9 protein-coding genes and 1 tRNA gene are annotated in these 13,427 nt (G+C 62.4%); 6 read left to right on the plus strand and 4 right to left on the minus strand.

What is annotated here, in order from left to right; translation table 11 throughout:
• Positions 1 to 12: 12 nt before the first annotated feature.
• Positions 13 to 1,053, minus strand: a complete 1,041-nt coding sequence (locus VN634_04170; protein ID HXC50056.1) for an NYN domain-containing protein — start codon at positions 1,051 to 1,053, stop codon at positions 13 to 15.
• A 197-nt stretch (positions 1,054 to 1,250) separates the two neighbouring features.
• On the opposite strand from VN634_04170, the gene VN634_04175 reads away from it, so the two are divergent.
• Entirely contained in the window at positions 1,251 to 3,947 is a 2,697-nt protein-coding gene (locus tag VN634_04175; protein HXC50057.1) for a DUF4215 domain-containing protein, read from the plus strand.
• 65 nt (positions 3,948 to 4,012) lie between these two features.
• Here VN634_04175 and VN634_04180 read toward each other — a convergent pair whose 3' ends face one another.
• Positions 4,013 to 4,225, minus strand: coding sequence for a DUF4926 domain-containing protein (locus tag VN634_04180; protein HXC50058.1), 213 nt, complete (start codon positions 4,223 to 4,225; stop codon positions 4,013 to 4,015).
• A 270-nt stretch (positions 4,226 to 4,495) separates the two neighbouring features.
• The gene (locus tag VN634_04185; GenBank protein ID HXC50059.1) at positions 4,496 to 5,971 is read right to left on the minus strand and encodes an SDR family oxidoreductase; all 1,476 of its coding nucleotides are present in this window, start codon (positions 5,969 to 5,971) and stop codon (positions 4,496 to 4,498) included.
• 187 nt (positions 5,972 to 6,158) lie between these two features.
• On the opposite strand from VN634_04185, the gene VN634_04190 reads away from it, so the two are divergent.
• The 5 genes from VN634_04190 to VN634_04210 all read left to right on the plus strand — a co-directional run bounded on the left by VN634_04190 (position 6,159) and on the right by VN634_04210 (position 12,595).
• Positions 6,159 to 6,234 (plus strand) — tRNA-Thr (locus VN634_04190).
• 1,863 nt (positions 6,235 to 8,097) lie between these two features.
• Entirely contained in the window at positions 8,098 to 9,246 is a 1,149-nt protein-coding gene (locus tag VN634_04195; protein ID HXC50060.1) for a hypothetical protein, read from the plus strand.
• A gap of 264 nt (positions 9,247 to 9,510) precedes the next feature.
• Positions 9,511 to 10,056: a hypothetical protein gene (locus tag VN634_04200; GenBank protein HXC50061.1), complete on the plus strand. Its 546-nt coding sequence runs from the start codon at positions 9,511 to 9,513 to the stop codon at positions 10,054 to 10,056.
• Positions 10,057 to 10,079: 23 nt separating this feature from the next.
• Positions 10,080 to 11,147, plus strand: coding sequence for a hypothetical protein (locus VN634_04205; protein HXC50062.1), 1,068 nt, complete (start codon positions 10,080 to 10,082; stop codon positions 11,145 to 11,147).
• 275 nt (positions 11,148 to 11,422) lie between these two features.
• The gene (locus tag VN634_04210) at positions 11,423 to 12,595 is read left to right on the plus strand and encodes a hypothetical protein (protein HXC50063.1); all 1,173 of its coding nucleotides are present in this window, start codon (positions 11,423 to 11,425) and stop codon (positions 12,593 to 12,595) included.
• Positions 12,596 to 12,733: 138 nt separating this feature from the next.
• On the opposite strand, the gene VN634_04215 is transcribed toward VN634_04210, so the two are convergent.
• On the minus strand, positions 12,734 to 13,327 hold the full coding sequence (locus VN634_04215; GenBank protein ID HXC50064.1) for a Uma2 family endonuclease: 594 nt from the start codon (positions 13,325 to 13,327) through the stop codon (positions 12,734 to 12,736).
• Positions 13,328 to 13,427: the final 100 nt, after the last annotated feature.

A 13,427-nucleotide genomic window follows, 5' to 3' on the forward strand; every position in this document is an offset into this window, starting at 1 on the left:
CGAATCACCGCGTCAGCTCCTGATGCGGATCTTGTAGTTGCCGCGCGCCTGGTCGTATTCGAGCGTGACGAGGCTACGGGCCTCGGCGTCTTTCAGCATCTCGACGAAGCTCGCGTAGCCGTAGTGCTCTTCGCGAAAGTCGGGATGCACGCGTCGCAGCGTCTGTTTCACGAGCGAGCCCCAGACCGGATCGTAATCCTGCGACAGCGACGTGACGATCTCGAGCAGCTTGTCGATGCCTTCGGCCCTGTTGTCGTGAGCCGCTTCGGTCGTCGTCGTCTCCGTCTCGGGCTCGACGGGAGTGTCGGTCACCGCCTCGGCCTCCGCGTCCACGGACTTCTTCGAGCGCCGCCCGCGCGCCGTGCGCGTGGACGTGGCCTTTGTCGAAGCTTTCGTCGTGCGCGAACGTTTCGCCGGTTTTGCTTCGACGACCGGCTCAGCCGCCGCTTCGACGACGACCTCCGCCAGCGGCGCTGCGCTTTCCTTGGCGACCGGCGCAGTCTTTGTCGAAGCGCGGCCGCGCGTGCGCGCTCCGGTAGAGCGCGACGCGCGCCGTGCCGACGCGACCGTGCGGATCTTGTCGGCGGTCTGCACGAGATCGTCATAGTAGATGAACTCGTCGCAGCTCGAGACCAGAAGCTCCGACGTCGAGCTTCGCACGCCGCAGCCGATCACGCGCTTGTTGTTCTCCTTGAGCTTGTTGACGAGCGGCGAGAAGTCGCTGTCGCCGGTCAGCAGCGCGAACACGTCGATGTGGTCTTTCGAGTAACAGAGGTCGAGCGCATCGACGACCATGCGGATGTCGGCAGAGTTCTTGCCCGTCAGCTTGTTCGAGGGGATGTCGATCATCTCGATTCCCTGCGAGTGGAAGCCGCGCACGGCGCCGCGATAGCGGTTCCAGTCGCAGTACGCGCGCTTGAAGACGAGGCGGCCTTTTTCGAGAAGCCGCTTGTGGACGAGATCGATGCGGAACTCGCCTTCGTGCATGTCGCGCGAGCCGATCGCGAGGTTCTCGAAGTCGACGAAGACGGCAATCAGGGATTCTTCAGCCATGCGCCGCACCATAGGCCTCACGGCGGCCGGAACGAATCGATTCCCGTGCACGGACGCGGTCATCGGCCTGGAGAAACGGCAGACGATCCGCCTCGCACGCTTTCCGGGGCTCCGGGCGCGAGTCGTTCGCGTCTGTTTATGCTGCAGTCTTGACCTCCGCGGACCCTGCATGATAGCCGCCGCAGAGGGGATCGATCATGAGACGAATCCTGTCCGCAGTTGCCGGAGGTGTTCTGACGATTGTCCCGGTTACACGAGGCTACGCGCAATACGTCGCCGTTCCGAGCTTTCCCGCGGGATCGCCGACGTTCTGCACGTGGCTCCAGGAGATCGATGTCGCGCCGGGCAGCGACGGCGGCTTCACTGTGGTCTGGGGAGAATTCAACAACACGCTCGGATCCTCGAACGCGATCGTCACGCATCGCTTCTCTCGCGACGGCGTCGCCGAGGCTCCTCCCGTGCGGATCGATACCAGCGGCTGGGGACTTTACCCGACGATCACCGCGGACGCGGGAGGCGGTTTCATCGGCGCGTGGATGTACTCGCACGACGGCTCGCCGCGCGCGCTGTACTCGCGACGTTTGAGTGCAGCCGGCGTCGGCGTCGGTGGTGAAGGTCGCATCGACACGCTGAACACCGGTCCGATGATCGCGCATTCGGTCGCCTATCGCGATGCCGGGCCGGTTTATCTGTGGAAGCAGAACGGGCTGTTCATCCGCGCGTACGACAACTTCGGAAACGCGTTGTCGTCGGCGATCGCCGTTACGAGCAACTCGCCTTCGTTCGAGACCGGGATCGCAGCGCTCCCTGGTGGCGGCTTCATCGTGACGTGGAGCAACATGTGGATGACCGAGTGGAGCTGGGCGCGCATCTATAATGCGGATCTTACGCCGGCGACCGCCGAATTTTCTGTCGATGTGCCCGGCCTCGTCGACAACGTCATCGCGAGCAGCACCGGTGAAATCACTTTCGTCGGGCACGCGTGGAACGATGGCGGGCCGGCGGGATCTCACTCGGAAGCATGGTTCCGCAAATTTTCTTCCAGCGGATCACCGCTCGGCGACAGAGTGATCGCCAGAACCGCGCCCGACGGCTACTACCTCGAAGTAGACGCCGACTACGATTCGCGCGGCAATCTGCTGCTGGTCTGGACCGAATACGACACGACGAACGAGGTCTTCCTGCCGGCGCGCGCCCGTGCGTACGACGCGTCGAATTCTCCGCTTGGCCCCGATTTCATCGTTGCCGACGCACGCGCCGATTCGATCCGTACGGCGGCGCTCAGCGACGGCTGCTTCGCGAACGCGTGGTACGGAAACGCAAGGGCGTACGCGAACGTCGTGTGCCTGTGCGGCGGCGAGAACAGCTCGTGCGGCGACGGCAACGTGGATGCGCAGTGCGAAGCGTGCGACGACGGCAACACGACCGACGGCGATGGCTGCGATTCCAACTGTACGTTACCGGCATGCGGCAATGGCGTGGTCTCGCCGGGAGAAGGCTGCGACGACGGCAATCGTGCCGACAGCGATGGCTGCGATTCGAACTGCACGCCGACTGCGTGCGGCAACGGCGTGCGTGCCGGCGCTGAGCAGTGCGACGACGGCAATCTGGTCGACGACGACGGTTGCGACGCGAACTGCCGTCCAAGCGGTTGCGGCAACGGGACGGCCGGCGCCGGCGAAGCGTGCGACGACGGTGATCAGGCGAGCGGCGACGGGTGCGATGCCAACTGCACGGTCTCGCGCTGCGGCAACGGAATCGCCGCCGGCGGCGAGGCCTGCGACGACGGAAACGAAACCTCCGGCGACGGCTGCGACACCAACTGCACGCTTTCCGCGTGTGGAAACGGCATCGCGGTCGGCGAGGAAGAGTGCGACGACGCGAACCGCACGAGCGGCGACGGCTGCGACAAGAACTGCCTGATCGAGTTCTGCGGCAACGGCCGCCGCGAAGCGAACGAGCAGTGCGACAGCGGCGGTGCGCCCGAAGGCGAAGACGCCGGATGCAATCCGGATTGCACGCTGCGCGCCGTGCACGACAGTGTCGTATTCGCGGTCGATCCGATCGAGCTGTCGATCCCCGTCGGAAACTCTCCGTTCCCGTCGAACGTCGTCGTGCAGGTTCAGAACGCGGACGTGACTCCCGAGCGCGAGTCGCCCGGACACACGATTCGCCTGACGGCGTCCGACGGGGATTGTCCGCCGGGAACCGCCGGCCAGCCGGATTTCGATCGCGGCGTGGCGGGCGTGCAGGATACGACCGTAGTCGAGGGAGGCGTGCCGTCGACTGCGATCGCGGAAGTCACGGTTTCACGCGACGCATTCACGCCGTTCGACCACAAGATCCCGACGCGCTGCACGCTGTGGTTCACAGCCGAGGAAGCGAGCGGCGCATCCGACGATCCGACGCCCGACAACAACGTTGCGTCGGTGCATCTCGACGTGACCGACACCGATGACCCCGTGCACTCGGACGAAGACGAGTTCTTCATCGACAGCATGGACCCGATCACGATCAAGATTCCGAACGGGCAGACCGTCGTCACCAAACAGATCAAGCCGGTCGTGCGCCGGTCGCGCGATCTTCCGGACACCGCCGGCGATCTCGAGGTGACCGTGAGCGTGAGCGACGGCGACTGCCCGCCGGGGACCGTCGGCTACATCGACTTCGACAAGCGGCTTGCCGGGCATCAGTCGCGGATGATGCTGCGCCGCGGACGGCGTGCGAAAGGAACGCTCGGCCTCGTCGTTCGCGCGGAGGTGTTCGACAGTCCGAGCGACGAGTCTCCGCGGCGGTGCACGGCGCTGATCACGGCGAACGGGTATGGAGATTCGGATCCGTCGAACAACACCACGCGGCTGGTGATTGATGTGGTGGATCGGAACGATTTCTAGCCGCTCTCGCGGCGCGCATCACGACAGCCGCATTCCGGGCCGCGGTCTCGAGACGCCCGCGGCGTTCAGTCGCGTGCTTCGGCTCCGGACGGATGGGCGGCAACGTCGGAAATGTTAAGGGTAAGAACTGCACGGGTTTCACCCGACGGCAGAACGAACTCGACTTCGACGCCATCCGGTTCGTAGACGAACACAATTGTCCCGTGATCGCCTGCCTTCAGACGGTGCTCCGGGATGTCTCGTCGCAAAACAACGATATCGAGTTCTCGGTATTTCATGACGGTTCTCCCGGATATGCGCTAACCAATCGCGGGAAGTCTTCTCCTTTGAGTATGATCCAGACCGAGACGACCTCCCGAACGATTCCTGACGGTCCCCGAAGCGTACCACGGACTGCGTATTTCATTCCATAAACAGTCTCAGCTGCATCAACGGCCGGTCGAAGGCGCAGATGGCGCCTGAGATCGTCCGCGAGACGTTTCCAGTGATTGCGCGAATATCATCATATCTTCCAGACAGGCACCGGAACGGGTGGCGACTTCTAATTGCTAACGTCGTACTCTGATCGCCGCCTCCTCGCTCGCCCGCTCGGCGATCGAGTCGAGCATGCCCTGGAAGACGATCGCGTGCAGTGGATAGACGCCGTACCAGTACGCGAGTCCCGCAAGCCCCGCCGGGTCGAACATCGCCGTCTGGCGAATGATCGATCCGCCTTCGGCCGGCGTCACCTCGAACTCGAGCCACGCGCGGCCGGGCACTTTCATTTCCGCGTACAGCACCAGGCGGCGATCGGGCTCGAACGCTTCGACGCGCCACCAGTCGAGCGCATCTCCTGCGCGAAGCTTTTCCGGATCGCGGCGGCCGCGTCGCATGCCGACGCCGCCCATCCACATGTCGAGTATGCCGCGAATCCGCCACAGCCAGTTCGCGTGATACCAGCCGCGCGCTCCGCCGATGCGGCGAATTGGCGCGAACGCCGCGGCCGGCGGCACAGGAACGAACGCGGTTCTGGAATCGATCAGCCGGTTACCGACGGGGACGCTGCCGGGATCGGTCGGCCGGCCGACTGCCGATAGCGCGTCCGACCAGCGGGTTTCCGCGAGCTCGTTGTCCTCGTTGACGAGGGCCGACGAAATGGCCTGCTCGAGCCCCATTGGTTTGATTCCGAAGACGCGCGTCGCTGAATCATCGCGAACGATCGTCGGATGCACGATGCTCTCGATGAGCTTGCGGCCGATGCGTGCGTAAAGCGGCGTCACGAAGCCGAGCCACAGGCTCGACAGCCAGGGCGTGAGAAGTGGGAACGGAATCATCGCGCGGCGAAGTCCGCGCTGGCGTGCGTACTCCTGCATGATGCCGCCGTACGAGACGACGTCGGCTCCGCCGATCTCGAAGATGCGGCTCGTCTCGGCGGGAACCGTCAGGGCGGTGACCAGGTAGGAGATGAGGTCGGCGATCGCGATCGGCTGCGCCGGCACGCGAACCCAGCGCGGCGTGATCATCACCGGCAGCCGCTCGGTCAGCGCGCGCACCATTTCGAACGAGAGGCTTCCCGACCCGATCACGACCGACGCGCGAAACTCGATCGTCGGCACGGGACTCTCGCGAAGGATGCGACCCGTTTCGTGCCGGCTACGAAGGTGCGTGGAAAGCTCCGCGGAGTCGTCGCCGAGGCCGCCGAGGTAAACGATGCGGCGCACGCCGGCCTCGGCTGCTGCAGATGCAAAGCTGGTCGCCGCCTCGCGGTCCTGTTCCTCGAACGAGCCCGACGAGGACATTGAATGGACGAGGTAGTACGCGAACTCGCAGTGTTTCAACGCGGCGACGAGCGACGCGCGGTCGAATGCATCGCCGCGGACGACTTCGACGCCGGACGGGACGCGGGCGACCAGATACTCGGGCCGGCGTGCGATCGCGCGCACCGCGAATCCCGCGTTGAGCAGCGGACGCAGCAGTCGGCCGCCGACATAGCCGCTGGCGCCGAGGACGGCGACGCGGCCGGCGGGTCGGGAGGTTTCGCTCAAACGCGGCGACTATACGGGGAGGGGAGTGCGGAGCGAGGCGGCGCTTGATCCGCCTGGAATGGGGAAACGTTGCTCGGGAGGCGTCCTGGGCTATAACGCGCGGCTGCCGGGTTGGGGCCGCCCCGCTTCGGCGTTTCTCGTGGCTCTGTCGGATTCTGTCCGCCGGGCGCGAGTTGTCCTTCGGTACGCTGACGTAGCTCAGTTGGTAGAGCAGCTGATTCGTAATCAGCAGGTCCCCGGTTCGAGTCCGGGCGTCAGCTCCATGAAAATCAAAGACTTAGCGCGCATCCGCGGATCGCTTCGATTCCGGGGTTACGCTGGGGTTACGACGGGGCGCGGTTCGACTATCGCTCTATCGTGACATGGAGTTTTCCTTCCAGTCTCGCGGGACAATCGTTCGCATTGGGAACGTGCGGCACAGATCACGCGGAGTGGTGCGCCGTTTTTTACGGGTCGCGAAACTCGCGAAATACGTCGGCGGACGGACACAACTCCGCATCGCAGCTCGCCGGGAGCGCCGAACCGGAAACCAGGTCGATTCACGAAACTGATCGACCGCCAAAACTGCCACGATTCATTCTCGTGGAGCGTCGTAATCGAGACAAAAATGACAGAATTTCGCGGTCGCGAGGGGAGGGGGCGCCAAATCTCTGCGAGAGTGACTTGGGGACCGGCGCTCACAGTCGTGCGAGTGTGCGCGCAGGTTTTGGGAGTGATTTCCCGTTAGCGCGGCGGTCCGGCCCGCAGTCTTTTGGGACTTTACGGAACCGGTAAAAAAGAGAGCTCGGGTCGCGTCGCTCTGCGGCTGCAACCGGATCGCGCTAGGAACATCGTAGACCGTTTCCCGAAGGCGCTCGGCACAAATCTGCACAGTGGCCGACGTTTCGATGGCTGGGCGTCAGGGTTAGGTTCGGGCGCGCAGAGTGGGGCGATCCGCGCGCAGCCGTCGATGGCTGGTTGGCGGGAAGACCAGGTGATCGGCTAGAAGGACTCGTGTACGTGCCTGAGCCTGGAATCCATCGGCCGGCAGCGGGAATCTCCAATGGCGATGGGCAACAGGAGTTCAATGCTTCAACGCGGGACAGATGCGAGTCACTCCGAGAGCCCACCGGCCGCTCGCACTAAGACGGGCAGAGTTTCTCCGCGTTCAGGCGCTGTAGCGCGTGCCAGTAGCCAAAGGACCAAGGCTGCGCCTCGCGCTGCGGCCGACAAATCGGCGTGCGATGTCCGGGTCGAGCTTGGAGATGCCTACGATCTACTCGATACCCTCGATCCGAGCAGCATTGATCTGCTCATTACGAGTCCGCCGTATTGGGGGCAGCGTAGTTACGGGGCAGACCACAATTGGTCTGTCTTGAGCGAATGGAAGTGCGCGGGTGGTCAGCCCGAGCAAGCACCTCCATACGACTGGTATCGCGGGGCGGGCGGGATACTCGGGCTAGAGCCGTTTCCTGATTGGTACGTTGCGCATCTAGTTGAGATCCTCGACAAGTGTCGGTCGCGACTGAAATCTACGGCTAGCGTTTGGGTGAACATCGGGGATACCTATTTCGCTCGCTGGGCGAGTATTCGCGAGAACGGCCGCCAAGGGTTGGGAAACAATCCACGGACACGTCGTCGGACACCCATGGGCGACTATCGGCAAGAAAAACAGTTGCTGATGGTACCGGCGCGGTTCGCGATTGCGATGCAGTCTCGTCGCTGGATTCTTCGTAATGACGTTATTTGGTTTAAGCCGAACGTGCCGCCTCGACCCGAGAAAGACAGACTTCGGCTATCGCACGAGCATTTCTTCCATTTTGTCTTGCGCCCGAAACTGGGACGAGCTCGATATTTCTATGACTTGGCAGCCGTTGAGCCACGCGCCCATGATGTAGTCGAGGTCCCCGTTCGGCCTGGGCAGGACGGACATTCAGCGACGTTCCCTGAGGATCTCATCCGTCCACGTATTCTGAGCTCGTGTCCGCCGAATGGAGTTGTCCTCGATCCTTTTTGCGGGACGGGTCGAACTCTCGTCGTGGCCGCGGAAAGCGGGCGGCGAGCGATCGGCTTCGACGTTGCCAAACACTTCGTAAAAGCGGCGCGGGAATCCATCGTCGCCAAAAAACCGAGTGCGAGAGTGCGAAATGCCCGTCGCCCCTAACCCGCGAGTTCCCAACAATGTCGTGGCTGAGTGGTTTGGCCGGCGAGTTTATCCGACGGTCGCGGCGACGCCGGAAGCACTTTCGGATCAACAAAACCGCCGGTGCCCTTTCCTCTCCGCAGCGATCGAATCGACTTGTGCCTGCGTCAAGGCGCCGCGGTCAGCGGGAGTGTGCACAATCAGCTCCACGAGCAATGGCACAAGGCAAGACTGGCTTGTCTGTCCTTACAGAGCACTTGACCCGAATCTCGTCGAGAACGCCGTGCGTCGGCTTTTTGATATCTCTCCAGAAATGCGGGTGATGATCCGTCCGGCTACGACGCTAGCCCGCCGTGAGGTACGCGCGGAGCTACTCGACGCTTTGGCGCGCGGGGAAGCAGTATTTGTCTACATGCAGGACAAGCTCGGGGGAGAAGTCTCCTTAATCGCGAGTCCGGGATCGCCGGAGCTGTCGTTTGACGTGACCTTGGTAAACTTGGTGCCCGGGCCGATGGCCCCGACTGTCGGACAGTACGCAATTCTGGAAGTCCAGACGATGGATTTTCATGGAAGCTACAGTCATGTCGTGAAAGACCTCGACGACGCTCTCCGGCTCCATGCCGAAGCGTTTCACCAGAATGTACGCGCGAATGTCGGATGGCTTTGCAAGAAAATTGAGGGACCGAATATCGCGAACGTCTTCAAGCGAACGCTCTATCAGATGCTTCTAAAGTTCCGGCTTGCCGGAAACGGTGCGTGCGCGGGTGCGGCCTTGGCGATTCCACAGGCGGTCTGGGATAGCTGGCAACGTCACCTGGGTGCGCCGGTACTCGTGCCCGTAGATGACGGCACTTTTCGACTCGTACATCCCACGTCTCCTGTAGAGCCACGCGCGTGGCTCTATATCTTCGACCTGGATACGTCGGGCGATACGAGTCCTGACCCAGTAGTTGTTACAAAGGTGATCGGGACCGACGCGGATACGATGACGCATTACGCATTCAAAGCCGCCCCCGAAGCGATTCTTGCGGCGGGTGGTCCGGGTTCGATGGTGCTCGATGTCATTCGGGCACGTCTGGCTAACTGGTGGCCCGAACTCGGACCGCTTCGACGTGCACAACGTCTCTCTCCGAAGACAAGTCTTTCGGAATAGCTCGCGGGCTTTGGCAACTTGACCGTCGAATCGGCAGCGCGCTTCGCGGCCCGCGGCCGAGAGTCTCGATTCCTGCCTGCATCTGCGCACCGGCCGGACGACAGCTCGCGGAAACGTTCCGACTCTCAGCTTCCCAACGTAGCCGGCTCTCGCCACGAGCGGCCTGTGAGCACAGTCACTGCATCGTTCCCGCGGCGCTAGTCACAGTGCGGAACGGTCTCTATGAGACGCCATAGTCTCGAATTCCGACATTGGAGTCGAGCCGTGCTGCGGAGGAGATTTATGCGATTCATACTGACGAAGGCCGGGATCCTGCTGCTCGCGGTCACGCTTTGTGGCTGGTCCGGCTGCGCCCAGGTGAAACACCATCCGGTCGACAGCTTCGATCAAGTCCAGGGCATCCCTTACTACCTTGGCTCTTGGTACCTGCTGCTCTACCCGGACGGCAAGGGCGCGGTGAAATCCTCGTTCCTGTACATGATGGATCCGCGGTTCAAGATGGAGGCGCGCCCGCGCGCGTGGTTCGCCTCGGTCGAATCGCTGCTCAAGCTCGACGGCGGCGTTCTCACGGCGACCGAGATGAAAGCGGATACCACCGCCGTTCCGTCGTTCATTCTCAAAGCCGCCGAGAAGGCGGCCACGTCAATGGTCGCCAACGACGTCAGCGCCAGCCGCGGAGAAGAAACCGTGACCTCCGTTCCCGCGCCCAGTATCTACCGGATCGACGTTCAAGCACCGTCGAACCCGGGCGACGCGACCATCGTGACGTTTGTCGGCGAGCAATCCGATTTCCTAGTCGAAGTCTACTGAGGAGGAATTCGATGCGAGTATCTATGAGCCTTCTCAGTCTTGGCATCTTCCTGTGTGGGTGCACTTGCGTTCGCGTGGAGCGGGTTTCCACCGACGCCTCTCGACATTCCCATGGGCCAGTCGGCCAGCGCTTCGCACTTCCCGTCGTCGCATTCGTGGTCACGCCGACCGGCGAGGGTGGGATTTCGGTCGAACGTAGCGATCTTCCGGATCCAGCCAACACTTTCGCGATCGACGGTGACGCCCTGTTCGCCGCCTACAGTTTGAACGTCGAGACGAAGAATGGAGTGCTGACGCAAGTACGATGGAATCCCGATTCGACGGCGGTCCTCGGACAGACACTCGCCTCTGCCGGCGGTCTCGCCTCGGAGGCCATCAAGGCAAGCCGGACAGCAGAAGACTCGAAGGATTCGGCCATTGCAGCCGCGAAAATGGATGTGGTGGTGGCCCAGGCGGCGTACGACAAGACACTCAAGGAGTATGGATTGGGATCCAAGGAGGAGAAGGAAGCGAAAGTCGCGCTTGCGAAAGCTAAGGCCAAGCTCGCCCTGCTCACCGGCAACGATGCAACAGCCGTACTGAACGATTTGGCCAACGTATCGAACGATGCTGCGGGTAAGGCGGCGCTCGACCGGTTCTCGAAAGCACCTGCACCGATGCTGCTCGTGCTTCACGTCGACAAGGACGGTCGTCCGAGTCTGAAACCGGCAAGAACCGAAGCGGGCGATTTCCAGCTTCGCACGCCGATCGCCGGCACCAAACCGGCGGCAACGACCGATACTGCTGTCGTGGTTCCGACTGACAAAGCCCGCATCACGATCAAAAAGCCTGCTTCTGGTGACTTCACTGCCGAGATCGAGCTGAGCGCGAAGGTCGCTGCCGCGACGACGCAGGATTTACGGGACACGCAAACCGGCATTGAGCACACGGCGCGGGCAAAAGGGCTCGTCGTGAAAACCGGCGCCGCGGATCACTTGATCCTGACGCTCGACTCCGGGTTGCCGACCGGCGTCTACCAGTATCGTTTCAACGTGACGGCGACAGCGGGAGCTGCCCCTGTCTTACTCACCGTCACGTTGGACGTGAAGTAGTGGCGAGGATCGAAGGCTACGTCGGTGCGCTGCGACCGACGTCGGTGCTTCCGAGTCTTCCTCTTCAGCTCGGGGGTATCCGGATCGAGGAAAGCCTCATGCGCGGAGCCAGCGATGGTGGAACGCGCCCGCTGAGGTTCGACCTCTCGTATTCGAATCTGGCGTCGGGAAACCGACCGAACAATGAACCGTCTGACATCCCGACGCTTCAAGCCTCGCTGACTTCGCTCTTTCCCGGTCAGCCGTCGTCGCGAAGCCGGCGACGGGTAGGATTGGTGCTCGCCGACACGTACACATACAGCAAGACGGTGCTGGGACTGATGTTCGACATCGCTCCCTTTGCCGGAGAGTTTTACAGGGAAGGCGCAGCAGTGTTCCTGGACTCGATTCGTTCGTGGCGAAAGAGTGAAGGACCACAGGCGCAAGCAGACGAAATGGCTTTCACCGCCATTCACGAGCTCGGTCACTGCTTCAATCTCTGGCACGCAGAGAAGCCGGAGTATGCCCCGAATTTCATGATGTCGAGCGGCAAGAAGGTCTTTGATCTGAATGCATGGAACTTTCATCCGGATCACGAGAGCTACCTGAGGCTCGCGGGCGGACACGACGATGTTTTGCCGTACGTGCTACCGGGCGGCACCCCGTTCGACACGCGTCCGGACGGCTGGGGCAAGGGAACATCTTCCTGGGGAGCCGTTGAAAACAATCCACGCGAGCCGGCAAAGAACGATCTGCGTCTTCATATCGCACTGGATCGTCAGGAGATGTGGTACTTCGAGCCGCTGGAACTGGATCTGCGCATTTCCGCGAAGCGAGGAGCCCGCGTGCGAAGAATTCCGGACCAGATAGATCCGGGCTACGAACGTCTGCGAATCTGGCTCGAGGAGCCGGACGGACGCCGATCGTATTATCGACCTCCCGTACGATACTGCTCGAACCCCGCGAAAGTCGTGGTCGCCCCGGGACGCGATTTTGTCCGCGATGTCACGCTGTTCGCGGGGGCAGCCGGCTACACGTTCAAGACGCCCGGCATATATCGCATCCGGGCCAGCTACCGCGTCGGGCCGCGCGAGGTTCTCTGGTCGAACATCGAAACGTTGAACGTGAAACCGGCGCGGCCCGGCATGAAGGAGTACGAGAATGCGAGCGCGATCCTGAAATCTCCGCAGATGGCCCACATCCTTTTGTATCATCGGCCGCGCCGGCTACGGCTCGATGTCGTCAGACAGCTCGCCGAGGTCGCCAAACGCATCCCGGACAGGACATCTGCAGGTGCGGTCCGTTACGAATCCGCGCAATTGCTGTCACGAATTCCTGCGTCTCGGCGGGGCGCCGCGACACGCCAGGTTCTGTCGGGTCTCGAAAGATCCATCCTCGACGGCGGGCACGGACGCTACCGGGAACAACATGCGCTCGAGTTGGTCGACACGCTGCGGAAATCGAAATGAGCCATGGCGACTCGATCGTCGCACGCCAACGCGTACTCGCCGATCACGCCGCCGTCCCGTTCGATCGCGATAACGACTTCGTCCAATGACGAAACTCCGGGCAAGCGGGTCAGGGCTGACCTGTTCGCTTCCGGAACGTCAGTCCAAGTCGCCGAACAGTTCCTCGATCGACAACTCGACGCCGGCGACGACTCGCGAGATCAGGAAGCCGGCGCCAAACACCCGCGCCGCCCCAAAGCCCTCGCCGTCACGCGCGAAAATCGTAACCTCACAGCGGCGAGGATCGACAAGCCAGTACTCATCGACACCACAGCGCTCGTAGATTTTCTTTTTCTCGATTCGGTCGCGCCGTGCGGTTGACGGAGACAGCACCTCTATGACGAGGTCGGGGACGACGTCGATGAACCCCGTAGGCTTGGTCATCATTTCGTTCGTGCGCCTCGCGGCCGAAATGAAAGACACATCCGGTTGGAGCGTATCGCCCGAAGGCAGATCGAAGCCGGCGCTCGACTCGAGGACCAGGCCGCCGGTCATCCTCGCGTATCGACCCAGGGCGAATACAATTCGGGCCGCGACCACGCTGTGACCGATCCGGGCAGGCGGCGTCATGATGATCCGTCCGCCGAGGAGCTCGTAGCGGTTGATGTCGGAAGCCGGAAGCTCCTGGAGCCAATCCCAGAACTCGGCCTGCGTGAACTTCTCGTCCGATCGGAACGCGGTCTGCACCGACATGGCCCTCCAAGCGTACCCCAACTCATTCTGCCGGGAAAAGTACTCTTTCGACTGCCGATGCTGCGACGACAGGGATGGAATGTTCCGTGTCGACCGTGAC

The organism is Candidatus Limnocylindrales bacterium, from assembly GCA_035571835.1.
Lineage (GTDB): Bacteria > Desulfobacterota > Binatia > UBA1149 > CAITLU01 > DATNBU01.

What these genes read in the sequence shown, in the direction of transcription:
- VN634_04170 (HXC50056.1), bottom strand. Translation starts at nt 1,053, where the DNA reads ATGGCTGAAGAATCCCTGATTGCCGTCTTCGTCGACTTCGAGAACCTC.
- VN634_04175 (HXC50057.1), top strand. Translation starts at nt 1,251, where the DNA reads ATGAGACGAATCCTGTCCGCAGTTGCCGGAGGTGTTCTGACGATTGTC.
- VN634_04180 (HXC50058.1), bottom strand. Translation starts at nt 4,225, where the DNA reads ATGAAATACCGAGAACTCGATATCGTTGTTTTGCGACGAGACATCCCG.
- VN634_04195 (HXC50060.1), top strand. Translation starts at nt 8,098, where the DNA reads ATGCCCGTCGCCCCTAACCCGCGAGTTCCCAACAATGTCGTGGCTGAG.
- VN634_04205 (HXC50062.1), top strand. Translation starts at nt 10,080, where the DNA reads ATGAGCCTTCTCAGTCTTGGCATCTTCCTGTGTGGGTGCACTTGCGTT.
- VN634_04215 (HXC50064.1), bottom strand. Translation starts at nt 13,327, where the DNA reads ATGTCGGTGCAGACCGCGTTCCGATCGGACGAGAAGTTCACGCAGGCC.